Raw genomic sequence first — 24,800 nt, 5'->3', positions numbered from 1 at the left:
CGCGCCGCCCAGCGCGAGCGGCGGCGAACGCCCCGCCCCGTGGGGCCGCCTCGATACGCTGGCGTCATGGCCGACACACCTGACGACCGCGACGACTCCTCCTCCGAGGAGAACCGGGAGCCGCAGCAGCCCAACCCCTTTGCCGGGACCCCCTTCGAGCAGGTCTTCGGCGCGCTCGGCGGGATCCCGGGCGCCGCCGGCGGCCCCGCCGGACAGGCACCCGACCTCGGCGCGATCTTCGGGCAGATGCAGCAGCTGTTCAGCGGCGCCACCCAGGACGGCTCGGTCGACTTCGACACCGCGCGCGACGTCGCGCGCCGCACCGTCGCCGCAGCCGGTCCCGACCCGTCGCCGCACGCGGGCCAGGTGGGGGCGGTGGCCGACGCCGTCCGGCTGGCCGAGACGTGGCTGGACCGCGTCACGGACGTGCCCGCGGCCACGACGTCGTCCGTCGCGTGGAGCCGTGCGGAGTGGGTCGAGGCCACCGGCACGTCCTGGCGTCGGCTGGTGGAGCCGATCGCCGACAACGTCGTGGGGGCGATCGCCCAGGCCATCCCCGACGAGGCGCGTGCCATGGCCGGTCCGCTCATCGGGATGCTGAACCAGGCCGGCAGCGCCATGTTCGCGCAGCAGATCGGACAGGGCCTCGCGGGCCTGGCCACCGAGGTGCTGTCGTCCACCGACATCGGCCTGCCGATGGGTCCGAGCCGCGTGGCCGCCGTGCTGCCGCACAACGTCGAGGCCTTCGGCGAGGGGCTCGAGCACTCGTCGGCCGACGTGCTGCTCTACGTCACGTTGCGCGAGTGCGCGCACCACCGGCTGTTCGCGCACGCTCCCTGGCTGGAGCAGGCCCTGGTCGGTGCCATCGACGAGTTCGGTGCGGGGACGCACATCGACGTCGAGGCGATCGAGGCGCAGGTGCGCGAGATCGACCCCAGCCGCCCCGAGGCCATCGCGGAGGCGATGCAGGGCGGCCTGTTCGAGCCGCGCCGCACCCCCGGCCAGCAGCACGCGGTCGAGCGGCTCGAGACGCTGCTCGCGTTCGTCGAGGGCTGGGTCGACGAGGTCGTCTCGCAGGCCTCCCGGGACATGCCCTCCGCGCCCGCCCTCGCCGAGGCGGTCCGCCGTCGCCGTGCCACGGGCGGTCCGGCCGAGCAGACGTTCGCGTCGCTCGTGGGTCTGGAGCTGCGCCCACGGCGTCTGCGCGACGCCGCGAACCTCTGGGCGGCCGTCCGCGACCGTCAGGGCCCGGCGGCCCGTGACGCCGCCTGGACCCACCCCGACCTCATGCCGACCGCGGCCGACCTCGACGACCCGTTGGGCTTCGCGAACGGCGAGTCCGGCGACGACGACTTCGACGCCGCCCTCGACGAGCTGCTGTCCGGCGAGTCGGGCGACGGTGCCCACGACCGCGACGACGAGCCCGGCACCGGCGACGCGCGGTGAGCCTGCACGCCGACGCGACGCGCACGCTGGCGGCCTGGACGGCACCCGACGCAGGGCAGGAGGAGCTGCGCGTGTCGTACTTGGCGCACCTCGCCGCGCACCCGGACGGGATGCTGCGCCCCTGCCGCCCGGACCACCTGACGGCCAGCGCGCTGGTGATGACCGCCGACGCGCGGCGGGTGCTGCTGGTACGTCACCGCAAGGCCGGGCTGTGGCTGCAGACCGGCGGGCACTGCGAGGCGGACGACGCGAGCCTGGTCGACGCCGCGGCGCGTGAGGCTCTCGAGGAGACGGGCATCGACGGGCTGCAGGTCGACCCCGAGCCGCTCCGGCTCTCGCGGCACGCCGTGCCGTTCTGCTCGCCCGGGGGCCACCACCTCGACGTCCAGCTCCTCGCCGTGGCCCCGGTCGACGCCGAGCCCGTCGTGGCCGACGGGGAGGACCCGGTGGCCTGGTTCGGCGTGGACGAGCCCGTGGACCCGACCGACGCCGACACCCTCGCGCTCATCGCTGCTGCCAGGACACGCCTTCGAGGAACCCCTCGGCCTTGACCGCGTGCGGGTAGTCCGCGAGCAGCGCCCAGAACCTCGGTGAGTGGTTGGGCTCGAGCAGGTGGGCGAGCTCGTGCAGGACGACGTGGTCGACGACGTAGTCGGGCATGTCGCGCACGCGGTGGGAGATGCGGATCGCACCGGTCGCGGCCGTGCAGGACCCCCACCGCTGCGTCTGGTTGGTGACCCACCGCACCGAGCTGGGCACGGCACGACCGTCGAGGTACCGGTCCGACAAGGTGCGCGCCCGGGCCATGAGCTCGTCGTCGCCAGCAGGGGTCCGGGCGACGCGGGCGTCGAGACGGGCCACGAGCCGCGCGACCTCCTCACGCTCCTGCTCCGGCGACAGGTGGGCGGGCACGAGCACGATCGTGCGGTCGCCGTCGCGGTACGCCTGGATGGTGCGACGACGTCGCGTGCTGCGCCTGATCTCCACCTCGCCCACGTCCTCGACGGTAGCCGAGGGCTCAGACCGGCGAGGAATCTTCGTCCACATCCCCCGCTCGACGACGCCGCCGTCCCACCGCAGGTCAGAGGGCGGTTCCATACCGTTGGAACGTGTCGTTCCACGGGCCCCGCCCCGTCTGTCCACCCGTCGTCCACACCGGTGGACGGCGATGCGCACATCTTCCCCACAGGCTTGTCCACAGGAGTGGACAACGGTTCTGCCAAGTCGGTTGACGCGCCCCCGTCGTACCCCTACGGTGTCCTCAGCCGGGCTCCCGAATCAGGTCCGCAGGGGAAGGCAGACCCTCGGGAGCCCGGCTCTCGCACGTCCGGACGCAGCGAGGCCTCTCCCGACGCTGTGGACGTCCGCTGGTCCGAGCCTCTCGGGCCACGCAGGGTGGGCCTCATGACGTTGCGGCCCGTCCTGCTGCCCGGGGGCGACGTCGTGCGTCGTGACGCGCGGACGTTGACGGTGGCGGGCCGGCCAGGCGTGGTGCTGGCGGACCGACCTGGCCTCGTCGCCCTCCTGCGGCTGCTCGACGGTCGCAGCCTGGCGTCGGTCGCGGAGCTGGCTGTGGAGAGGGTGCCGGAGCTCGAGGACGACCCGCGCGCGGTCGTGCACGAGCTGCTGGCCCGTGGCGCGTTGCGGGCGGGCCCGCCGCCGACGCCGCCCCGGCTCTCGGTCCGCATCCGCGCCTGGGCGGGCAGCGAGCACGTGGCGCAGGTCGTGACGTCGGCGGTCGACGCGCTGGGCCTGCGCCCCGACCCGGTCGGCGACGCCGCGCTGCTCGTGCTCGTCGCCGCGGGCGAGCCGGACCGGCAGTGGGTGGCGCGAGCGGTGGAGACCGGTCTGCCCGTCCTTCCCGTCGTCGTGGACGAGCACCGGGCCCGGGTCGGGCCCCTGACGCTCGCGGGACGCACGTCGTGCCTCGGGTGCCACGACGCCGCCCGCGCCACGGCGGACCCGACCTGGGCGGCGGTGGTGCGGCAGCTGGGTCGCCCACTCGTCGCCGCTCCTCCGCCCTCGCCCGCACCGGCCCTGCTGCACCGCGTCGCGGCCGTGGTCGCCGAGCAGACGGCCGCCTGCGCCGGACCGGATCGCCCCGAGACGGTGGCAGGAGTGCTCCACCTGCACGGACGCGACGTCGTGCGCGAACCGGTCCCGGTCCACGAGGGCTGCACGAGCCTGCTCCATCGGGACGCCTGAGCCGATGCCACCTATCCTGGGAGACGTGGAGCCACAGGAGCCGGACGACGCCGCCGACGAGCGCGACACCGGTCGCCGGAGTCGGTCGTCGCTCCCGGTCGGCGCGTTCACCCGTGGTGCGAAGCTCGCCGCGCTCCCCGTCGGCTTCGCCGGCCGCACCGCTCTCGGCGTGGGTCGGCGGATCGGGGGCGCGCCCGCCGACGCCGTGCTGACCGAGGTGCAGCGACGCACCGCCGAGCAGGTGTTCAGCGTGCTGGGCCAGCTCAAGGGCGGCGCCATGAAGATGGGCCAGGCCATGAGCATCTTCGAGGCGGCCCTGCCCGAGGAGATCGCCGCGCCCTACCGCGAGACCCTCACGCGCCTGCAGGACGCCGCACCCCCGATGCCCGTCGACGTGGTGCACCGCCAGCTGTCCGCCGAGCTCGGCGCCGACTGGCGCGACCGGCTCGTCGAGGTCGGCGACCAGCCCGCCGCGGCGGCGTCGATCGGGCAGGTGCACCGCGGCCGATGGCACGACGGACGCGAGGTGGCCGTCAAGATCCAGTACCCCGGGGCCGCGAAGGCGCTGCGCTCGGACCTGCGCCAGCTCTCGCGCATCTCGCGTCTGCTCGGCGTCCTCGCGCCAGGCATCGACGTCAAGGCGTTGCTGCAGGAGCTCGAGGACCGCGTGGTCGAGGAGCTCGACTACACGCTCGAGGCAGCCGCGCAGCAGCGCTTCCACGAGGAGTACGCCGACGACCCGGACGTCTTCGTGCCCGGCGTGGTGCACGGGACCGAGCGCGTCCTCGTGAGCACGTGGATGGAGTCCACGGGCTCCCTGGCCGACCTCATCCGCGACGGCAGCCAGGACGACCGCGACCGCTACGGCGAGCGGTACGTCCGGTTCCTGCTCACCAGCCCCGACCGCGTCGGGCTGCTGCACGCCGACCCCCATCCCGGCAACTTCAGGGTGCTGCCCGACGGACGTCTCGGCGTCGTCGACTTCGGCGCGGTGGCGCACCTGCCCGACGGTCTGCCCCCCGCGCTCGGGCCCCTCCTCACCGCGGCGCTGTCGGGCGACGCGCAGGCGGTGACCGACCACCTGCGCAGCGAGGGGTTCCTGCGGCCCGGCACGAAGATCGACCCCGAGGTGATGGCCGGCTACATCGCGCCGTTCGTCGAGCCTGCGGGCGCGCCGGAGTTCACGTTCTCCCGGGCCTGGCTGCGCGAGCAGGCGGGCCGGGTCGGGCTCGGCGGCGAGGGGATGTCGACGTCGATGAAGATCAACCTGCCGCCGGAGTACCTGCTCATCCACCGCGTCTGGCTCGGTGGCGTCGGCGTGCTGTGCCAGCTCAACGCGACGGCACCGTTCCGCTCGATCCTCGAGGAGTCGATCCCCGGGTTCGAGCCACCGGACTGAACGCAGAGCGCACGCACGATCCTGCCTTCGCGCGCGAGGGCTTGAACGCTTCTGCGTTCACGACGGGATCCCGTCACCAACGCAGCCTCCTCGACCCGCCGACACACGAACGCAGCATCGTGCGTCCACCCCGCGCCGACGTCACAGCCCGAGACCCCGGACCAGCGCCCCGTCCGGCCGCCCGGTCGAGGCCCTGGGGATGACGCACGACGCTCAGCGGAGCACGAGGCCCGCGGCCAGCACGAGCATGACGCAGCCGATCGTGCCGTCGAGCAGTCGCCAGGCGCGCGGCTCGCGCAGCCAGCGGCCGAGGTGACGCGCGCCGAAGCCGAGGGCCGTGAACCAGACGACGCTGCCCGTCATGGCACCTAGAGCGAACCATCCGCGGGCGTCGCCGTGCGAGGCTGCGACCGAGCCCAGCAGCACCACGGTGTCGAGGTAGACGTGCGGGTTGAGCCAGGTCAGGGCGACGGCCGTGAGACCGACCCGTCCCGCGCTCGACCGGACCCGCACGGCCACCGCGCCGCCGGCCGGACGACGCGCCTCGTCCTCGACCTCGAGCGACTCCCCGGGCCCCGTCGCGGCCCGGCGCAGCGCGAGGACCGCGTAGGCGGCGAGGAACGCCGCGCCGCCCCAGCGGGCCGCGTCGACGAACCACGGCACCGACTCGACGAGCCGGCCCAGCCCGACGACCCCGACGGCGACGAGCACGACGTCGGAGAGCGCGCAGACGGCGACGACGAGCCCGACGTGCTCGCGGCGCAGCCCCTGGCGCAGGACGAACGCGTTCTGCGCGCCGATCGCGACGATGAGGGCAAGACCGGCGCCGAGGCCGGAGAGGAGACTGGTCACGCGGCCACGCTAGGACGCCATCACCTTCAGGACCAGCGAAGAATTCTTCACCAGCATTAGCATGGCTTCATGTGGTCCGATCCCGTCGCCGTCCGCACCGTCGCTGCGGTGGTGGAGGCCGGCACGTTCGACGCTGCCGCTCGCGCGCTGCACGTGACCCCGTCGGCGGTCAGCCAGCGGGTGAAGGCCCTGGAGGAGTCGGTCGGTCAGCGGTTGCTCGTGCGTACGACGCCCGTGCGACCGACGGCCGCCGGGGAGGTCGTGCTCCGCTACGCGCGCCGTCTCGCCCTCCTCGACGAGGACGCCGCCACCGAGCTCGGCCTGGCCGGGGCGCGGCTGCCGCGGATCGCCGTCGCCGTGAACTCCGACTCCCTCGCCACCTGGTTCCTCGAGGCGCTCGCGCGTCTCACCCGCACGAGCGACGTGCAGGTGGAGCTGTACCGCGAGGACCAGACCCGCACCGCGCGCATGCTCGAGGACGGCACGGTGATGGCGGCGGTCACCGCCCGCGCCGAGCCCGTGCCCGGGTGCCGGGCCGTCCCGCTCGGCGCACTCACCTACCGGGCGATGGCGTCGCGCGGCTGGCTGCAGCGCTGGGCTCCCGGGGGCGTCGGCGAGACCGAGCTGCGCACCGCGCCGCGCGTCGACTACGACCCGACCGACTCGCTCCAGGCCGACTGGCTGGCCGCGCACGACGTCGACGCCTCTCTCACCCCACGCCACCTGGTGCCGTCGCCGCACGACTTCGCGCGGGCCGTCTCCCTCGGGCTCGGCTGGGGGCTCCTGCCCGCCGAGCATGCCGCGATGTACGGACCCGACCTCGTTGACCTCGGAGGTCCGACGATCCGCTCCCCGCTGTCGTGGCAGCGCTGGCGGACACCCTCGGCCCTCCTGGACCAGCTGACCGACGCGGTGGTGGCGACCGCAGCCGAGACGCTCAGCCCTGCTGGGCGATGACCTCCAGCACGGCCTCGCCGTAGCGCTCGCGCTTCGTCTGGCCGATCCCGGGGATCCCGACCAGGCCGTGCACGTCAGCGGGCCGCAGCTCCGCCAGCGCGAGCAGCGTCGCGTCGGTGAACACCACGTACGCCGGGACCTTCGCCTCCGCCGCGGTCGCGCTGCGCCACTCGCGCAGCCGCTCGAACACCGCGCGCGCGTCGGCGTCGAGCGACTCCAGCTCGACGTTGCTGCGCTTCTTCGGTCGTGGGCCGACGGAGCCGCCGCGGGCCGGGTGGTCCGGCGGCAGCAGCGGGTCGAGGAACCGGGTGGGCTTGCGACCCTGCCGTCCACCGGGCCTGCGGGCTCGCGCCCAGGAGATGGTCAGGTGGCGGCGGGCCCGGGTGACCCCGACGTAGAACAGCCGGCGTTCCTCCGCCACCGCCCGCGGGGTGTCGGCGTGGGTGATGGGCAGCATCCCCTCGTGCATGCCGACGCAGAACACGGCGTCCCACTCCAGGCCCTTGGCGGCGTGCAGCGTGGCGAGGGTGACGCCCTCCGCGGTGGGCGCGTGGGCGGACTGGGCGCGACGGTCGAGGTCGGCGAGCAGCTCCGTGAGCCCGGCCTCCGGCCGGGACTCGGCCAGGTCGTCGGCCATCGTCACGAGCGCGTGCAGCGACTCCCACCGGTCACGTGTGGCACCGGGGCCCGACGGCGCGGTCTCCGTGTGTCCCATGCTCGCCAGGACCGCGCGGACCTCGTGCCCGAGCCTGCCGCGGTCGGGTGCGTCGACGTCGACCGTCGCGTCGGCACCGGCCTCGCCCGCGCGCGCCGCACCGCGCAGGAGCGTGACGGCCTGACGCACCTCGGCGCGCTGGAAGTAGCCCTCGACCCCGCGCAGCGTGACCGGGACGTCGCGCTCGCCCAGGGCCTCCTCGAAGGCCTCCGACTGCGCGTTGATCCGGAACAGGACGGCCATCTCGCGGTAGGGCACCCCGGAACGGTGCAGCCGCACCACCTCGTCGGCGACCGCGGACGCCTCGCTCGGCTCGTCGCTGTACCCCAAGTACCGCACGGGCTCCGCCGGGGCGGCCTGTGCCTGGAGCGGTCGGCCGTGGGCCTCGCCCCGGACGCCGTCGAACACCGCGTTCGCGACCGCCACCACCTGCGGGGTGGAGCGGTAGTTGCGCACCAGCGAGACCCGTTCGGCGTCGGGGTAGCGCTGCGCGAAGTCGGCGAGGATCTGCGGCGACGCCCCGGCGAACGTGTAGATGGTCTGGCGCGGGTCGCCGACGACGCACACGTCGTCGCGTCCGCCGAGCCACAGGTCGAGCAGCGTCGACTGGAGCGGGTTGACGTCCTGGTACTCGTCGACGACGAACCACCGGTACTGGCGCCGGACCTGGGCGGCGATGCGCTCGTCGTCGGCGAGGATCGCGGCCGTGATGAGCAGGATGTCCTCGAAGTCGATGCGGCCCCGCTCGCGCTTGACGTCCTCGTACGCGGCCATGACGGCGGCGACCCGCCCGGGGTCGAGGTCGGCGACCTCACGTCCGCGACGGCGTGCGACGTCGGGGTAGTCGGCGCCGCGGACGTTGCTGACCTTGGCCCACTCGACCTCGCCGGCGAGGTCGCGGATGACCGCGTTGTCGGGCCGACGGATGCCCTCGCGGCTCGCGGCCTCGGCGACGAGACCGAACTTCGAGCCCACCACCTCGGGCAGCTCGGTGCCGTACACCTGCGGCCAGAAGTACCGCGCCTGGCGCAGCGCCGCGGAGTGGAACGTGCGGGCCTGCACGTGGGGTGCGCCGAGCTGGGCGAGCCGCCCGCGCATCTCCCCCGCGGCACGGGTGGTGAACGTGAGCGCCAGCACCTCGGTCGGCACGTACAGCCCGGTCGCGACGCCGTAGGCGATCCGGTGGGTGATGGCGCGGGTCTTGCCCGTCCCGGCACCGGCGACGATGCAGACCGGGCCGCGCAGGGCCTCGGCGGCGGCCCGCTGCTCGGGGTCGAGGTTCTCGAGGAGGTCCTCGGGGCTGGGCACGCGGGCACTTCTCCTTGGTCGGTCGGGGACGGGCGGGGGGTGCGGCGACGGGGCGGCGGGACGGAACAAGCTTGGCCGTGGTGTCGTTGACCTCCGTGGCACCGGTGTCGTCGACGCCGGTACGACCAGCCTAGACCGCACAGGAGACAACGATGACCGGCGACTTCACCCTCTACTCGACCCCGTGGTGCGGCTACTGCCACCGGCTGAAGTCGCAGCTGCAGCGCGAGGGCATCAGCTTCGAGGAGGTCGACATCGAGCAGGTCCCCGAGGCTGCCGCGATCGTCGAGAAGGCCAACAACGGCAACCAGACGGTGCCCACCCTCGTGTTCGCCGACGGCACCGCGCTGACGAACCCCTCCGTGGCCCAGGTCAAGGCCCAGCTCGGCGTCTGACCCGCCCAGGGGTCCGGCGGTCCTCCGACGACCCCGGGCCAGCGCGGCGCTCGACCTGAAACCGACGTCTCGCTCCGACACGGTTCATGAAACCTTGATGTCGCTGGAGCGTGCTCGAAACACCCGGCCTGGAACGTAGGGGCGTCACGATCCGGGCCCGTGGGGGGACGCAGGTGTGGTTGCCCCTCCGTCGAGCGGGCCCTCGTCCCGCACCACCGTCGGAGGCCCCATGACCCTGCTCAAGCACCCCGCCACCCAGATCGGCGCAGCCGCCCTGCTCGGCATCGTCTTCGGTCTGGCCGTCGGCGACTGGGCGGCGAACCTGAAGTTCGTCGGTGACCTGTTCATCCGGCTGATCCAGATGTCGATCGTGCCCCTGGTGATGGCGTCGGTGATCGTCGCGACGGCGGGCATGAGCGGCAGCGGCACCGGGCGGCTCGCGGCGCGGACCTTCGGGTGGATGATCGGCTTCTCCTGCGTGGCGGCCGTCCTCGGATGGGCCCTCAGCAGCCTGCTCGAGCCGGGGTCGGGGATGACCTTCGACGGCCGGCTCGACCCGGCGCTCGAGGGCTCCGCCCAGGCCGCTGCCGACACGGGGTGGCAGCAGACCCTCCTCGGCTTCGTCTCCACCAACGTCTTCGAGGCCATGTCGACGGCGACCATGGTTCCGATCATCGTGTTCTCGCTGCTCTTCGGCCTGGCGCTCCGGACGACCATCAACCAGACCGGCAGCACGCTCGTCCTGGAGGTGCTGTCGAGCGTCCAGCAGGTCGTGCTGACGATGATCCAGATCGTGATGCGGATCGCCCCGATCGGTGTCTTCTGCCTCCTCGCCGCCCTGGCGGGCGACGTCGGCTTCGCCGTCGTCACGACCTCCTTCGCCTACCTGGGCACGACGGCGCTCGGCGTGCTGCTGCTCCTGGTCCTGTTCGTCGCGGTCGTGGTGGTGCGCACCGGCATCGACCCGAGGCGCCTGCCGAGGAAGGTCGCCGACCAGACGGCGATCGCCGTCACCACCACGAGCTCGGCCGTCACGTATCCCACCGTCCTGACGACCGCGATCGACAAGATCGGCGTGAGCCCCCGCGTCGCCAACTTCACCCTGTCGGTCGGGCTCACGATGGGCTCCTACGGCGCGGTTCTCAACTACGTCGTCGTGGTCATGTTCCTGGCGCAGGCAGGCGGCGTCCAGCTCGGGTGGGGCGACATCGTCCTGGGCATGGCGCTGGCGGTGCTGCTCAACATGGGCACCATCACGGTCCCCGGCGGGTTCCCCGTGGTCGCCACGTTCCTGACCACCTCGCTCGGCCTCCCCCTGCAGGCCGTGGGCCTCCTCATCGCCGTCGACTGGTTCACCGGCATCCTGCGGACCTTCCTGAACGTCAACGGCGACACGCTCGTCGCCGTCCTCGTGGCGAGCGCGGAGGGCGAGCTGGACCGTGACGTCTACGACGAGCGTGCCGTCGACGGCGTCCGCGACCGCGACCGTGACGCGACCGTCACGCAGGGTGACGAGATGACGTCGCGAGATCGGTGAGGGCCGGGTGCCGGCCGAGGCGCAGGACGGGACGAGGGCGACGCAGCGTCAGTCAGTACCAGCCAGCCGGGACGCGCTCGCCCAGCCAGCTCTCGATGAGCCAGCTGGAGATCGAGACCCCGCTCGGCGGGAGCAGCAGCGTGCCCGCCTCGCCCTGCGCCAGCAGCTGCTCGCGCGTGACCCACTGGGCCGCCGCCATCTCGACGCCGTCGACCTCGATGTCGGTGGCCGTCGCCCGGCCGAAGAAGCCCACCATGAGGCTGGCGGGGAACGGCCAGGGCTGGCTGCCCGCGTAGGACACCTCGCCGACGACGACACCGGACTCCTCGGCGACCTCGCGGCGGACGGCGTCCTCGAGCGTCTCCCCGGGCTCGACGAACCCCGCGAGCGTCGACCAGCGTCCCTCCGGCCAGCTGGCCTGGTGCCCGAGGAGCGCGCGGTCCTCGTCGTCCGTGACGAGCATGATCACGGCGGGGTCGGTGCGCGGGAAGTGGTCGGTGCCGCACACGGTGCACCGACGCAGGTGACCGGCCGACCGGATCTCGGTGGCACCGCCGCAGCGCGGACAGAACGGGGTGGCGGCGAGCCACCGCGCCATCCCGACGGCGTGGACCGCCAACGAGAGGTCGTCGGCACCCAGGAGGGGCGCGAGGACGCGGATGCTCACCGGTGTCAGCTCCTGCGGCACGCGCTCGACGACGACGGCGGCGTGCGGCACTCCGGCGAGCTCGCCGAGGAAGATCCACGTGCCCTCCGGAGCCTCCTCACGCGACAGCCAGCGCAGGGCGGGTCCGTCGACCGTCGCGACGTGCTCACCGCCGAGCACCAGGACCCGCACCCGCGGACCGTCCCACGCGTCGTCGGCCCGCAGCAGACCGGCGCGGTCGTGGCGGGCCCGGTCGAAGGCGAACGGCGGGGTCGCGGACGAGGTCGAGGCGCTCACCCCGCCAGGTTAGGCCCGAGGCCGTCGCCCGGCGCGAGCAGCGCCTCGAGCGCCTCCCGGTCGAGGAGTTCCTCGGGTGCGTAGCGCACCACCGTGCCGAGTCGCACGTAGTAGAACGCACCCGAGACCTGCGCGGGGTCGAGACCGTGCAGCTCGGCCCACGCCAGCCGGTACAGACTGAGCTGCAGCGGGTCGGCGTCGGCCTGGCGACTCGTCTTCCAGTCGACCACCTCGAACCCGCGGCCGGTCGGCGTGGTCGTCGCGAACACGGCGTCGATGCGCCCGACCACCTGCTGGCCCGCCAGCAGCATCGAGAAGGGCGCCTCGATCGTGTGCGGCGTGCGGTGCCCGTACGGGCCCGCCTCGAACCGCTCGATCACGTCGGCGAGCTCGGCGTCGTCCGCGAGCTCGACGTCGCCCTGACCCGGCAGCTCGGTGGGCTCGAGCAGCGGTCGCTGGCCGTAGTGGGACTCCACCCACGCGTGGAACCGGGTGCCGAACCGCGCCGCGCCCGAGGGCTGGCGCGGCATCGGCCGTGCGAGGCTGCGCGCGAACGACGACTCGTCCTGCGCCAGCGCCAGGACGGACGTCGCCGACAGCGTGGACGGCAGCTCGACCGGCCGGCCCTCCGCCTCCGCCGACTCGGCCTCCGCGAGCAGCAGGTCGATCTCGAGCGACAGCTCGGCCACCCGGTCCCCCGGCACCGGCAGCTCGGGCACCGGCGCCCCGCCGCCGTCGAGCGCCGCGAGGACCTCCTCGGCCAGCGCGCGCCGCCCGTCGAGCGCCGGCGGCTCGACCGGCCACGCGATCCCGTCGGCGACCACGAGGTGCGGGTTGGTCTCGTCCTCGGCGGGCGGTTCGGCCCAGTGCAGCGGGTCGAGCCCCTGCTCGGCCAGCCAGTCGCGCGTGGTGAGGAGGAAGTCGGAGGGCCCGAGCGGCTTCAGCTGGGTGCGTCCCCACCAGTGACCGCTCACGACCACGCGCTCCTTGGCGCGGGTGTAGGCGACGTAGCCGAGGCGCAGCTCCTCGAGCAGGTCGGCCTCCCGACTCGCCGCGCGCAGCTCGCGGCCGGCGGCCGGAGTCCACTCGGCGAGGTCGGGCAGGCTCGCCGCGTCGCCACGCAGCGACGTCGGCAGCGCGCTGCCGTTCGTCAGCCAGCTCGGCCGACCCCGACCGGACGGGAAGACGGTGCCCGAGACGAGCGGCACGAAGACCGCGCCCCACTCCAGGCCCTTCGAGCGGTGGATGGTCAGCAGCTTGACCGAGTCCGCCTCCGAGGGCGTCGTGACCTCCATGCCCTCGTTGAAGTCGGACTCGGCTCGCAGGTAGGTCACCAGGCCGGTGAGCGACGCGTAGCGGTCGGTGGCCCCGTAGTCGGCCACCGCGTCGAGGAACGTCGCGAGGTTGTCGGACGCACCCTCGACGTCGCCCGCCTCGAGCTCGACGTCGAGGTCGAGCGCACGGACCGCCCGGCGTGCGAGGTCGAGCAGCGGCTCGCCGACGTGCGCGCGGACCCGGTGGACGACCCGCGACAGGTCGGCGAAGCGGTCGAGCGCCCGCGGGTCGTAGGGCAAGTCGCCGGGGTCGTCGAGCGCCTCGGCGAGCGAGACGACCTCCGTGGGGTCCGTGCCCTCGACCGCTCGCGCCAGCTCCTCGGCGAGCGTGGCGTCGTCCTGCGCCCCGTGCCCGCGGCCGCTCAACGTCGCGGCGCGTCGACCGAGGAGGGCGAGGTCGCGCGGTCCGACGTTCCAGCGCGGCCCGGCCAGCAGCCGCAGCACTGCCGGGTTCGCGGTGACGTCCTCGACGACCTCGAGCAGGGAGACGACGTCGAGCACCTCGGGCTGCACGAGCAGCCCTGCCAGGCCGACGATCTCGAACGGCACGTGCGCGTCGCGCAGCGCCTTGACGATCTCCCCGTTCTCGCGGGCCACCCGCACGAGGACGGCGATGTCGGCCCAGGGCCGGCCGGCCTCGTGCTCGGCGACGACGCCGGCCACGAGGGCGGCGATCTCCTCGTCGACGGTGCGGTGCAGGGCGACGTCGACCCGTCCGGTCAGGTCGGCCGCCGAGACGAGCGGGGAGACCACGGACGACGACGCGTAGAACGGCTGGGCGAGGTGGTTGGCGGCGGCGATGACCTCCGGCGCGCACCGTCGGGTCTCCACAAGGGCGAACTGGCGACCCCGGCTGCCGTCGGCGGCCGGGAAGTCGTCGAGGAACTCCTCGAGGTTGCCGGTGGCGGCTCCCCGCCAGCCGTAGATCCCCTGCGCGGGATCACCGACGGCCGTGACGGGAAGGCCCGAGAACAGCGCCTGCAGCAGGTCACGCTGGGCGACCGAGGTGTCCTGGTACTCGTCGAGCAGCACGACGTCGTAGCGCTCCCGCAGGGCGTCCCTGACCTCCGGCAGCTGCGCGAGCTGGGCGCCCCACGCCATCTGGTCGGAAAAGTCCATGACGCCGTCGGCCGCCTTGGCGGCGCGGTAGGCCTCCACCAGCAGGCTCAGCTCGCTGCGCTTGAGCGCGGTCAGCGCGGCGTCGCGCAGCAGCGCGGGCTTGCCGACGGCCTCGAACTCCGCGACGACGGCGGCGTCGTGCTGGCGCAGCTGCTCCGGGCTGACGAGGTGCTCGGACAGCTGGGAGTCCAGCGCCATCACCTGGCCGACCAGCGTGGGCACGTGGGTGCCGATGAAGCGCAGCTCGCGGTCGTAGGAGGAGATGACGCGGGCCATGCGCTGGAACCGCGACGCATCGGTGACGACCTGCAGGTCCGGCTCGATCCCGAGCCGCAGCCCGTGCTCGGTGATGAGCGACCCGGCGAACGCGTGGTACGTCGAGGCCGTCACGTCGCCCCACGGGTCGCCCGGGTCGGCGGGCAGGTGCTCCAGGCTCGCCCGGATCCGCTGCCCGAGCTCCGCGGCCGCCTTGTTCGTGAAGGTCAGTCCGAGGATCCGCTCGGGTGCCACGCCGAGGTGCCCGACGAGCCACAGCACCCGCGCCGCCATGACGGTCGTCTTGCCCGACCCGGCACCGGCGATGATGGCGCCGGGACGGTCGAGCCCGGCCGTGATGGCAGCGACCTGCGGCTCGGAGAACGGGATGCCGACGAGGTCGCGCAGGTGGTGCGCGTCGCGGACGAGGCTCATCCCTGCTCCTCCCCCGTGACCGTCCCGCGCTGCCGGACGAGGATGCTGGCACCGTCGTCGTGGGCGGGACAGACGCGACGGAACTGGCACCAGCCGCAGGCGTTCGGCGAGGCCGTGGCGACCAGCTGCTCCTCGGCCACCGTGCGCACGCTGCGGCGCAGCTGCTCCACCGCGAAGAACGGCTGGTCGTCGCGGGGGCCGTCCTGCGGCTGGACCTTCGGTGCACCGGAGGCGTCGACGCGCAGCTGCACCAGCTCGGCACCGGCCGCCCGTCCCTCGGGGGCGACGTCGGCGGTGGCCCCGTGCTCGACGGCGAGCTGGTAGACGCCCAGCTGCGGGTGCACGGCGATGTCGCGCGAGGACGGCGGGTTCTTGGAGGTCTTGAGGTCCACGACGTGCACGCCCCCCTCGTCGTCGACCTCCACGCGGTCCATCGATCCGCCCAGGCGGACCGCCCGGCCCTCGCCCTCCACCTCGACGTCGAACGGGTGCTCGGCCGCGACCACGGTGCGCGGGTTCTCGGTGTGCCAGGTGGCGAACCGGCCGAGCGCGTCGACGGCGGCCGCCTTCTCCCGGGCCCCGACCCACGGGGGCAGGTCGAGCTCGTGCCAGACGTCGTCGAGGTGCGCCGACATCGCGGCGACGTCGGGGGTGGCACCGGTGCGCACCACGTCGGCCGCGATGGCGTGCACGATCGAGCCGAAGCCCTGCGCCGACGTGGTGGCGTGTGCGCCACGGGCCTCGTGGTCGAGGAACCACTGCAACGGGCACTGCTCGAGGGCGGACACCTGGCTGCCGGAGAGCCGGATCGGCTGGTCGGCGGGCCGCAGCGGTGCGTCGGAGGCCGTGCGGGGCGCGAGACCCCACCACCGGTCCGGGTGGGCCGCCCGGCCCGCCGGGTGCCTGGCCAGGCGGGCGAGCTGCTCGGCCACGCGCCGACGCTCGACCGGGTCGTCGGTGTTCTCGCCGATGCGTCGGAGCTCGGCCACGGCGGAGCGCAGCGACAGCGCACGGCGCGGCCGGTGCTCCGTCTCGGGCAGGGTCCGCCGTGCCGAGCGGCTCTCGTCGGGACGGGTGAGGGACGTGTGCAGCTCGCCGACGAAGCGCGACGGCTGGTCGCCGTCGTCGGACCCGCTGGCCACGGCGGTGACCACGAGCCGCTCCCGGGCCCGGCTGCACGCGACGTAGAACAGTCGACGCTCCTCCGCGATCGCGGCACGGGTGCTCGGGTACGGCGCCACGCCGTCCCTGGTCAGCCGTTCGGGCTGCAGGAGGCTGCTGCGCAGCCGCGTGTCCGGCCACTCGCCGTCCTGGACCCCGGCCACGACGACGAGGTCCCACTCCAGGCCCTTGGAGCGGTGCGCGGTCATGAGCCGCACCGCGCGGGTGTCGTCGGGGGCCTGGGCCAGCGTGTCGGACGGGATCTGCTGCGCCTCGAGGGCGAGGACGACCTCGCCCACCGAGCGGTGGGCCTCCCGCTCCTCGGCGCGGGCCGCCTCGGCGAACAGCGCGCAGAGGGCGTCGAGGTCGTGGTGCGCGCGGGCCGCCCCCTCCCCGCCGGACTCCGCCTCGGCGCGCAGCCGCTGTGGCCAGGCGGTGCCGTCCCACAACGTCCAGAGCACCTCCTCCGCGGACGCGCCGGCCGCGAGCTGCTCGACGGCGCGCACCAGCAGGCCGCTGACCCGTCGCGCCTGCTGCACGGCGATGCCCTCCGGTCCGTCGGCGGCGAGCGTGGCGAGCCGCGGCGGGTCGGCGAGCACCTCGGCGACGAGGAGGCGCGAGGGTCGGGGCCGACCGTGCTCGGCGGCGTCGTCGCGGCGCAGCACCCGGCCGAGCCGTCGCAGGCCGGCCGCGTCCATCGCCCCCAGGGGGCCGGTGAGCAGCGACGTGGCCGCCTCGGGGTCGAGCGGCTCGCCCGCGTGCAGGGTCTGCGCCGCGTGCAGCGCGGCGAGCAGCGTGCGCACGGCCGGCTCGACGGCGAGCGGGAGCTCGTCGCCGGCCACCTGGACCGGTACCCCTGCGGCGGAGAGCGCCCGGTGGAGCCGGTCGAGGTGGGCCGAGGACCGGACGAGCACCGCCATGCGGTCCCACGGGACGGGACGGTCGGCCACGAGGTGCGCCTCGCGCAGCAGCAGCGCCACGTGCTCGGCCTCGGCCGTGGCGGAGGAGAAGGTGCGGACCTCCACGGCGCCCGAGCGCGCGGGGTCGGTGGCGGGCGAGCGCAGGGCGGCGAGACGCTCCCCGTCGGGACCCGGGACCGCTCCACGGTTCTCCACGACCGAGCGGACCGCCGCGGCGATCGCGGCACCGTAGCGGTTGGTGCGCGCGAGGGTGAGCACCGCGGGCTCGCCCCGCGGCGTCGCGAACTGCTCCGTGAAGCGCAGGATGCCGGTGACGTCGGCACCGCGGAAGCCGTAGATGGACTGGTAGGGGTCGCCCACCACCACGAGGTCGCGCCCGTCGCCGGCGAGCGCCTGCAGCAGCGCGACCTGCAGCGGGTCGGTGTCCTGGAACTCGTCGACGACGACGAGCCGCAGGCGGTCGCGCCAGCGGCGCCGGCACTCGGGGTCCTCGAGGAGGGTGACGGCCTGGAACACGAGGTCGGTGTGGTCGATCGTGTTGGTGAACGCGGCCACCGAGGTGACGTCGTCGAAGAAGCGGGCGGCGGCCTGCCAGTCGGCCCGCCCCGTCCGCTGCCCGACGGCGAGCAGGTCGACGCTGTCGAGACCCTGGGCGCGGGCGGCGCCCAGCAGGCGTTGCAGCTCGGCCGTCAGGCCTCGCGTGCGCAGCGCGGGCCGCAGCGCCTCCGGCCACTCCTGCGGGTCGGTGCCGGCGAGGAGGTCGGCAAGGACCGCGTCCTGCTCCGGCGCGCTGAGCAGCGAGACGGGGCTGCGGAAGTCGGTGGTGTCCTGCTCGGCACGCACGAGCGCGTAGCAGAAGGAGTGGAAGGTCATGGCCGGCGTGGTGGCCACGGTGCGGCCCAGGCGTCGGGCGATGCGCGCCTTGACCTCCTGCGCCGCGGCGCGGCTGAACGTGAGCACGAGGACCTGGTCGGCCGCGAGCGCACCGGACTCGACACGCTGCGCCACCAGCTCGACGAGCGTCGTCGTCTTGCCGGTGCCGGGACCCGCCAGCACCTGGAGCGGGCCGCCGACCGTCGCGACGTGGTCGAGCACCGCCTGCTGGCTCGGGTCGAGCACCACACGGCGCGCCGACGTCGCGGGCTCGGGGCGCTGGAGGTGGTACTGGACGGTCACGAGACCATCCCAGCAGAGGGCTCCGACAGCCTCAGGACGCCCCCGCCTCGCCCCACAGCGCCTCGGCGACGTGGACGCGGCCGTTGCGCACCGGCGTGCCCTCCTCCGCCCAGCGCTGCTGGGCCTCCATCATCAGCGGGGCGGGCAGCGTGCCGTCGGCCCGCGGCACCCGCCACCAGCACACGGCGTGCCCGTACAGCGACATGATGCGCCCGACGTAGCGGGGCCCGTACCCACCCGCCAGCACCTCCGCCACCCGCCCGTAGGGCAGCACCCTCCCGGCCGGGATCCGCTCCACCAGCCTCAGCACCCGTTCCACGTACTCCTCGTCCACCCCTTGATCATGCCTGGCGCGAGGTCTGGTCCTGCGGCTGCGGCGGTCGGGCTTGTCGTCGACCTGCGGCTGCGCTGGTGTGGGTTCGTGGTCGGGTGGGTTGTGTGGGCGTGGCTCACCGCTCGGGTGGGGCTGCGTCGGTGCGGCTCACCGCTCGAGTGGGGCTGCGTCGGCGCGGGTTCTCGTGGAGGTGGTCTCCGAAAGGGCCTCGACCGGGCGGCTGGCGGGCCGGTGGTCTGGGTTCTCGGGCTGCGGCCCGCGTCGGACGCAAGAATCTGCATTCGTGCGTGCCGGCGGTGGATCTGCCACCTTCTGAGCGCTCTTCAGGTGGCGCATCCACCGCTGACGGGGCCAGACGGGTGAAGGATTCTTCCTTCTCGTGGAACGGTCCACGAGAAGGAAGAATCCTTCGTCACCCCAACGCAAAGGGCACCCAAGATTCTGCATTCACGCGAACCAGACCGAACGCTTCTGCGTTCACGACGGGATCCCGTAGCAAACGCAGCATCCTTGCCCCTCCCGCACACAAACGCAGCATGTTGCGTCCCACGCAGGCCACAGCCCGGGACCCGAAGCCGACCCCCGCCCAGCCGCCCGGTCAAGGCCCTTTCGGAACGCAGGACGAGTCAAAGCCGCGCCGACGCAGCCCCACTCGACCACGAAGCCGCACCAGCGCACCCCCACCCGAGCGAGGAGCCACACCGACGCACCCCCACCCGAGCGGTAAGCCGCTCCACCGCAGCCGCAGACCGACGCGAAGCACCCCCTCACACGCACCGACGCCGCGGGCGGGTGCTCGAGGCACCCGACCCGCGGCGTCGGGGTGGGGTCAGTACGACGGCTGGCTGGGGTCGATCTGGTCGACCCAGGCCACGACACCGCCGGCGACGTGGACGGCGTCCTTGAAGCCGGCGCCCTTGAGGACGGCGAGGGCCTCGGCGGAGCGGACGCCCGACTTGCAGTGCAGCACGATCTGCTTGTCGTCGGGGAGCTCCGAGAGCGCCTTGCCGTTGAGGAAGTCGCCCTTGGGGATGAGGATCGAGCCGGGGATGTGGTTGATGTCCCGCTCGACCTGCTCACGGACGTCGACGAGGACGAAGTCGCGTCCACCGTCGTTGCGCTCCTTCAGCCACCCGTCGAGCTGGGCGACGGAGATCGTCGACCCGGCCGCGGCGTCGGCGGCCTCGTCGCTGATCGCACCGCAGAACGCCTCGTAGTCGCTGAGCAGCTCGGTCGGCAGCTCGCCCTCGGGGTCGCGCTGGATCTTCAGCGTCGTGTACCGCATCTCGAGCGCGTCGTACACCATCAGACGGCCGATGAGCGGGTCGCCGATGCCGGTGATCAGCTTGATCGCCTCGGTGACCATGATCGACCCGATCGACGCGCACAGGACGCCGAGCACGCCGCCCTCGGCGCACGAGGGGACCATGCCGGGCGGCGGCGGCTCGGGGTAGAGGTCGCGGTACTGCGGACCCTCCTGCGCCCAGAACACCGACACCTGGCCCTCGAAGCGGTAGATCGAGCCCCACACGTACGGCTTGCCGAGGATGACGGCCGCGTCGTTGACGAGGTAGCGCGTGGCGAAGTTGTCGGTGCCGTCGACGATCAGGTCGTACTGGCTGAAGATGTCGAGGACGTTGTCGTTGTCGAGGCGCGCCTCGTGCACGATCGTCTTCACGTACGGGTTGACCTCGGCGACCGACTCCGCGGCACTGACGGCCTTGGGCCGGTCGATGTCGGACTGGCCGTGGATGATCTGGCGCTGCAGGTTCGACTCGTCCACGACGTCGTCGTCGATGATGCCGAGCGTGCCGACGCCGGCGGCCGCCAGGTAGAGCAGGGCCGGCGACCCGAGCCCGCCCGCGCCGATCACGAGCACCTTGGCGTTCTTGAGCCGCTTCTGACCGTCCATCCCGACATCGGGGATGATCAGGTGCCGGCTGTAGCGGCGGACCTCGTCGATGGTCAGTTCGTCGGCGGGTTCCACGATGGGGGCGACCACGGCTGCTCCTCGCAGTGACGGTGAAGGGGACGTCCGGCACAACGCCGGTCGTGTCGTCCATTGTTCCCCGACCGTCCGACATGCGGTACCGACGTCCGTCCCGTGGACGCCAGGCGCCGACACGGGTGCGCGCCGACGAGCGTGTGGGGACCGGGCACTAGGCTGTGCGGGTGAGCGAGACCCCGATCCTGCGCACGCGCGCCGGCCGACTGCCGCGCCGCGCCCGCCGCGCCCAGCTGCTGGAGGTCGCACTCGAGGTCTTCGTCGAGCAGGGCTACCACGCCGCCTCGATGGACGAGATCGCCGAGCGCGCCGGTGTCTCCAAGCCGGTCGTGTACCAGCACTTCCCCGGCAAGCTCGACCTCTACCTGGCCCTGCTGGAGTCCTCGTGCGACGAGGTCGTCGACGACATCAAGCGCGCCCTCGCGTCGACGCAGGACAACCGTCACCGCGTCGAGGCGACGATGCAGCTCTGGTACCAGTACGTCGCCAACCAGGGTGCGGCGTTCCGCCTGGTCTTCGAGTCCGACCTGACCAACGACCCCGACGTGCGCGAGCAGGTCGACCGGGTCGTGCGCGAGTCGGCGCTGGCCATCGCCGAGGTCATCCGCGAGGACACCGGCCTGCCCCAGGACGCCGCCTACCTGCTGGCCGTCAGCCTGGTCGGCATGGGTCACGTGGGCGCCCGCAACTGGCTCGCCGAGGCGTCGTCGCTGTCCCAGCAGGACGCCGTGCGCCTGGTCGGGCGGCTCGCCTGGCGGGGCATCGGCGGGTTCCCGCGCGACGTGACCGACGCCGACGGCGCCGAGTAGCCCCTTCTCCACCCGCCCCACCCGCACGTCAGAGAGGACCGACCATGGAGGTCAAGATCGGCGTCCAGAACGCCGCCCGCGAGCTGTCCGTCGAGACCAGCGAGGCGCCCGACACGGTGCTCGCGAAGCTCGACTCCGCCCTGAAGGACGAGGCCGTCTTCAGCCTCACCGACGACAAGGACCGCACGGTCGCCGTGCCGGCCGACAAGGTCGCCTACCTGTACTTCGTCGCCGACACCGGCCGCAAGGTGGGCTTCGGCGCGGTCACGCAGGAGAACTGAGGTCTGCGGGTGCCGCCACGCAGCGGCACCCGCAGCCCCGGCCTAGGCTCGCTCCCGTGATCTTCGCAGGCTTCCCCGTCGCCGCGCTCGACTTCTACGACGACCTCGAGGTCGACAACACGAAGACGTTCTGGGAGGAGCACCGGCACGTCTACGACGAGGCGGTGAAGGCCCCGATGGTGGCGCTCACGGCGGCCCTGGAGGACGAGTTCGGCCCCGCCAAGATCTTCCGGCCCTACCGCGACGTCCGGTTCGCGAAGGACAAGACGCCGTACAAGACCCACCAGGGCGCGTTCGTGGCCGTCGCCCCCTCCACCGGCTACTACGTCCAGGTTGGCGCCCCCGGCGTGCGCACCGGCGTCGGGTTCTACCAGGCGCCGCCGGCGCGGCTGGCGTCGTTCCGCGAGGCCGTCGACCACGAGAGCTTCGGGGTCGGGCTGCAGCGGATCCTCGGCCGGCTCGAGCGTCAGGGCTGGACGGTCGGGGGCGACGCCGTGAAGACGGCCCCGCGCGGCTGGCCGGCCGACCACCCGCGCATCGACCTCCTGCGGCACCGCTCCCTCACGCTCGGCCACGACCACGGCTTCGCGCCGTACCTGCACACCGCGGAGCTGCTCGACCACGTGCGCGCCGACTGGCGCGCCGGCAAGCCGTTCCTCGACTGGATCCTCACGCACGTCCGGGGGTAGCGGCGCGGACGCACGCTGGGCCCGAACAGCTGCCCGTCGGTCTCGTTCCGTCGCGGCTCAGGCGGCGAGACCGAGCCGCGCCATGCGCTCGGTGTGCGCCTCGGTGATGCGGGTGAACATGCGTGAGATGGCGGTGAGGTCGAGGCCAGGGGTCTCCACTCCCCCGACGAGCACGGCGCTCAGGGCGTCGCGCTCGGCCACCAGGGTCTGGGCCTGGCGCAGGGCCTCGCCCATGAGCCGACGTCCCCAGAGCGCGAGCCGTCCGCCGACCCGCGGGTCGGCCTGGATCGCGGCGCGCACCTGCTCGACGACGAACTCCGAGTGCCCGGTGCCGCTGAGGGTGTCGATGACCGTCGTCCGCGTCACGGGGTCGAGGTAGGCGGCGATCTCGCGGTAGAAGTCGGCCGCCAGGCCGTCACCGACGAACGCCTTCACGAGGCCCTCGAGGAAGTCGGCGGGCTTCGTCTTGCGGTGGAAGTCGCCGAAGGTCGCGGCGAACGGCTCCATCGCGTCGAACGGGTCCTCGCCCATCTCGACGAGGCGGTCGCGCAGCACCTCGAAGTGGTCGAACTCGGCGGCGGCCATGGTCGCGACCTCCACCTTGCTGCGCAGGTCAGGAGCCATCTGGGAGTCGGCGACGAGCCGCTCGCAGGCGCTGATCTCGCCGAAGGCGAGCACGCCGAGGAGCTCGACGACACCGCGCCGGTACTCGGGGTCGTCGAGGGCGCTGGCGAGCGGCGCCGACGGAGTGGGATCGTCGGGCGTCGCCGCGTCCTCGGGGGCCGACGGGTCGCTCGACTCTGCGTGGTGGGCCATGCGCCGCAGCGTAGCGCTCCCCGGCCACACGCCTCCTGATTCCCGGGACGCACGCCGCAACCGGTACCCTGGTGGAGCCCTTGGGGCCGTATCTCCGTCGTGAGCTCTCGGACGCACCGCCGTCGACGCCGCCTCACGACTCGACCCGAGCATCCTTTGTTCCCTCACGAATTAGAGATCCTGTGACCACGTTCACCGACCTGGGCGTCATGCCCGAGATCGCCGACGCGCTCGACGCCGTCGGCATCAGCAGCCCGTTCCCCATCCAGGAGATGACCCTCTCCGTCGCGCTGATGGGCACCGACCTCATCGGCCAGGCGCGCACCGGCACCGGCAAGACGCTGGCGTTCTCCATCCCCGTCATCCAGCGCACCGTCGCGCCGCACGATCCCGACTATGACCAGCTGGCCGCGCCGGGCAAGCCGCAGGCGCTGGTCGTCGCCCCCACCCGCGAGCTCGCGCTCCAGGTGGCCAACGACATCAAGACGGCGTCGGCGAACCGCGGCACCCGCAACCTCACGATCTACGGCGGCGTGCCCTACGAGGGTCAGCTCGAGGCGCTCGAGCGGGGCGTCGACATCGTCGTCGGCACGCCGGGACGCATCCTCGACCTCGCGAACCGTCGCGCGCTCGACCTCTCGCACGTGAAGTCGCTCGTGCTCGACGAGGCCGACGAGATGCTCGACCTCGGCTTCCTGCCCGACGTCGAGGCGATCCTCGCGAAGACCCCGGAGACCCGCCAGACGATGCTGTTCTCGGCCACCATGCCGGGCGCGATCGTCTCGCTGGCGCGCAAGCACATGCGCCACCCCATGAACATCCGTGCGGAGTCGCCGGAGGAGAACCACACGGTCCCCGCCACGGCGCAGTTCGTATGGCAGGCCCACGAGCTCGACAAGCCCGAGGTCATCGCCCGCATCCTGCAGGCCGAGGACGTGCAGCGCGTCATCATCTTCACGCGCACGAAGCGCACGGCGCAGCGCGTGGCCGACGACCTCATCGACCGCGGCTTCCCCGCGTCGCCGCTGCACGGCGACATGGCGCAGGGTGCACGTGAGAAGGCGCTGCAGGGCTTCCGCGACGGCAAGGTCGACGTGCTCGTCGCCACCGACGTCGCCGCCCGCGGCATCGACGTCGCCAACATCAGCCACGTCATCAACTACAACTGCCCCGAGGACCACAAGACGTACGTGCACCGCATCGGTCGCACGGGTCGCGCGGGCGCCTCGGGCATCGCGGTCACCTTCGTCGACTGGGCCGACCTGTCGCGCTGGAAGCTGATCAACGCCGAGCTGGACCTGCCGTTCGCGGACCCTCAGGAGACGTACTCGACGTCGGACCACCTCTTCCACGACCTCGGCATCGACCGGTCCGTGAAGGGCCGGCTCAAGCCCCCGTCGCCGAAGGAGCCCCGCAAGGACGGCGACCGCGGTGGCCAGGGTGGTCGCGGTCAGGGCGGCGGACGCGGCCGTGAGGGTCAGGGCGGACGCGGCCAGGGCGGCGGACGTCCGCAGGGCGAGCGCTCCTCGGCTCCCCGCACCGACCAGCCGAGGGACGAGCAGCCGAAGGACGGCCAGAACGGCGAGGGCACCGGCTCGAGCCGCAACCGCAACCGTCGGCGCCGTCGCACCCGCAGCGGCCAGAAGGTCGAGGGGCAGAACGGCCAGGGCGGCGCTCCGGCGTCCGCGCCGGTCTCCGCCGACTGACCC

General features: G+C 73.4%; 20 protein-coding genes. 11 read left to right on the top strand and 9 right to left on the bottom strand.

Going from position 1 to position 24,800, the window contains the following annotated elements; all coding sequences use genetic code 11:
• Window positions 1-66 precede the first annotated feature (66 nt).
• Both AC3WRM_RS00730 and AC3WRM_RS00725 read left to right on the top strand, forming a co-directional pair.
• Window positions 67-1,446, top strand: coding sequence for a zinc-dependent metalloprotease (locus AC3WRM_RS00730; protein WP_492246839.1), 1,380 nt, complete (start codon window positions 67-69; stop codon window positions 1,444-1,446).
• Window positions 1,443-1,997 (top strand): NUDIX hydrolase, encoded by a 555-nt coding sequence (locus tag AC3WRM_RS00725; RefSeq protein WP_492246840.1) that lies wholly within the window; start codon window positions 1,443-1,445, stop codon window positions 1,995-1,997. The genes AC3WRM_RS00730 and AC3WRM_RS00725 overlap by 4 nt, the downstream gene beginning before the upstream one ends.
• On the opposite strand, the gene AC3WRM_RS00720 is transcribed toward AC3WRM_RS00725, so the two are convergent.
• Entirely contained in the window at window positions 1,951-2,442 is a 492-nt protein-coding gene (locus AC3WRM_RS00720; protein WP_492246841.1) for a M48 metallopeptidase family protein, read from the bottom strand. The two genes, AC3WRM_RS00725 and AC3WRM_RS00720, sit on opposite strands and share 47 nt — an antisense overlap.
• Window positions 2,443-2,850: 408 nt before the next feature.
• Between AC3WRM_RS00720 and AC3WRM_RS00715 the strand changes: the two genes are divergently transcribed.
• Complete coding sequence (locus tag AC3WRM_RS00715; protein WP_492246842.1) at window positions 2,851-3,651, top strand: hypothetical protein; 801 nt, start codon at window positions 2,851-2,853, stop codon at window positions 3,649-3,651.
• Between the two features lie 25 nt (window positions 3,652-3,676).
• Complete coding sequence (locus AC3WRM_RS00710; RefSeq protein ID WP_492246843.1) at window positions 3,677-5,050, top strand: ABC1 kinase family protein; 1,374 nt, start codon at window positions 3,677-3,679, stop codon at window positions 5,048-5,050.
• Window positions 5,051-5,263: 213 nt separating this feature from the next.
• Here AC3WRM_RS00710 and AC3WRM_RS00705 read toward each other — a convergent pair whose 3' ends face one another.
• A complete protein-coding gene (locus tag AC3WRM_RS00705; RefSeq protein ID WP_492246844.1) occupies window positions 5,264-5,902 on the bottom strand; it encodes a LysE/ArgO family amino acid transporter in 639 nt (212 codons plus the stop codon).
• 69 nt (window positions 5,903-5,971) lie between these two features.
• Between AC3WRM_RS00705 and AC3WRM_RS00700 the strand changes: the two genes are divergently transcribed.
• Window positions 5,972-6,859 (top strand): ArgP/LysG family DNA-binding transcriptional regulator, encoded by an 888-nt coding sequence (locus AC3WRM_RS00700; protein WP_492246845.1) that lies wholly within the window; start codon window positions 5,972-5,974, stop codon window positions 6,857-6,859.
• Here AC3WRM_RS00700 and AC3WRM_RS00695 read toward each other — a convergent pair.
• Entirely contained in the window at window positions 6,840-8,882 is a 2,043-nt protein-coding gene (locus tag AC3WRM_RS00695; protein ID WP_492246846.1) for an ATP-dependent helicase, read from the bottom strand. The two genes, AC3WRM_RS00700 and AC3WRM_RS00695, sit on opposite strands and share 20 nt — an antisense overlap.
• 152 nt (window positions 8,883-9,034) lie before the next feature.
• On the opposite strand from AC3WRM_RS00695, the gene AC3WRM_RS00690 reads away from it, so the two are divergent.
• Both AC3WRM_RS00690 and AC3WRM_RS00685 read left to right on the top strand, forming a co-directional pair.
• The gene (locus tag AC3WRM_RS00690; protein WP_067855885.1) at window positions 9,035-9,277 is read left to right on the top strand and encodes a mycoredoxin; all 243 of its coding nucleotides are present in this window, start codon (window positions 9,035-9,037) and stop codon (window positions 9,275-9,277) included.
• Window positions 9,278-9,506: 229 nt separating this feature from the next.
• Window positions 9,507-10,814: a dicarboxylate/amino acid:cation symporter gene (locus AC3WRM_RS00685; protein ID WP_492246847.1), complete on the top strand. Its 1,308-nt coding sequence runs from the start codon at window positions 9,507-9,509 to the stop codon at window positions 10,812-10,814.
• 52 nt (window positions 10,815-10,866) lie between these two features.
• Here AC3WRM_RS00685 and nudC read toward each other — a convergent pair whose 3' ends face one another.
• The 5 genes from nudC to moeZ form a co-directional block, all read right to left on the bottom strand.
• Window positions 10,867-11,757 (bottom strand): NAD(+) diphosphatase, encoded by an 891-nt coding sequence (gene nudC / locus AC3WRM_RS00680; protein WP_492246848.1) that lies wholly within the window; start codon window positions 11,755-11,757, stop codon window positions 10,867-10,869.
• Window positions 11,754-14,900 carry an ATP-dependent helicase gene (locus tag AC3WRM_RS00675; RefSeq protein ID WP_492246849.1) on the bottom strand — a complete coding sequence of 1,049 codons (3,147 nt, stop codon included), beginning with the start codon at window positions 14,898-14,900 and terminating at the stop codon, window positions 11,754-11,756. The genes nudC and AC3WRM_RS00675 overlap by 4 nt, the downstream gene beginning before the upstream one ends.
• Window positions 14,897-18,157, bottom strand: a complete 3,261-nt coding sequence (locus AC3WRM_RS00670; RefSeq protein WP_492246850.1) for an ATP-dependent helicase — start codon at window positions 18,155-18,157, stop codon at window positions 14,897-14,899. The genes AC3WRM_RS00675 and AC3WRM_RS00670 overlap by 4 nt, the downstream gene beginning before the upstream one ends.
• Before the next feature lie 31 nt (window positions 18,158-18,188).
• Complete coding sequence (locus tag AC3WRM_RS00665; protein WP_492246851.1) at window positions 18,189-18,491, bottom strand: MGMT family protein; 303 nt, start codon at window positions 18,489-18,491, stop codon at window positions 18,189-18,191.
• Between the two features lie 829 nt (window positions 18,492-19,320).
• Window positions 19,321-20,493: an adenylyltransferase/sulfurtransferase MoeZ gene (gene moeZ / locus AC3WRM_RS00660; protein ID WP_253027166.1), complete on the bottom strand. Its 1,173-nt coding sequence runs from the start codon at window positions 20,491-20,493 to the stop codon at window positions 19,321-19,323.
• A gap of 170 nt (window positions 20,494-20,663) precedes the next feature.
• Here moeZ and AC3WRM_RS00655 point away from each other — a divergent pair, with 170 nt between their 5' ends.
• From AC3WRM_RS00655 to AC3WRM_RS00645, 3 genes are read left to right on the top strand one after another with little or no spacing between them, the layout of a single operon-like run.
• Complete coding sequence (locus tag AC3WRM_RS00655; protein ID WP_492246852.1) at window positions 20,664-21,305, top strand: TetR/AcrR family transcriptional regulator; 642 nt, start codon at window positions 20,664-20,666, stop codon at window positions 21,303-21,305.
• Window positions 21,306-21,349: 44 nt separating this feature from the next.
• Window positions 21,350-21,586 (top strand): DUF3107 domain-containing protein, encoded by a 237-nt coding sequence (locus AC3WRM_RS00650; RefSeq protein WP_492246853.1) that lies wholly within the window; start codon window positions 21,350-21,352, stop codon window positions 21,584-21,586.
• A 56-nt stretch (window positions 21,587-21,642) separates the two neighbouring features.
• Window positions 21,643-22,275 carry a DUF2461 domain-containing protein gene (locus AC3WRM_RS00645; protein ID WP_492246854.1) on the top strand — a complete coding sequence of 211 codons (633 nt, stop codon included), beginning with the start codon at window positions 21,643-21,645 and terminating at the stop codon, window positions 22,273-22,275.
• A gap of 57 nt (window positions 22,276-22,332) precedes the next feature.
• On the opposite strand, the gene AC3WRM_RS00640 is transcribed toward AC3WRM_RS00645, so the two are convergent.
• Window positions 22,333-23,091, bottom strand: a complete 759-nt coding sequence (locus AC3WRM_RS00640) for a ferritin-like fold-containing protein (RefSeq protein ID WP_492246855.1) — start codon at window positions 23,089-23,091, stop codon at window positions 22,333-22,335.
• A 209-nt stretch (window positions 23,092-23,300) separates the two neighbouring features.
• On the opposite strand from AC3WRM_RS00640, the gene AC3WRM_RS00635 reads away from it, so the two are divergent.
• Window positions 23,301-24,797 carry a DEAD/DEAH box helicase gene (locus tag AC3WRM_RS00635; protein ID WP_492247077.1) on the top strand — a complete coding sequence of 499 codons (1,497 nt, stop codon included), beginning with the start codon at window positions 23,301-23,303 and terminating at the stop codon, window positions 24,795-24,797.
• Window positions 24,798-24,800: the final 3 nt, after the last annotated feature.

The organism is Aeromicrobium sp. EU05-FHT14F07, assembly GCF_058790455.1.
The sequence above is the reverse complement of the archived record's forward strand: the minus strand, read 5'-3'. Positions and strand labels throughout refer to the sequence as shown.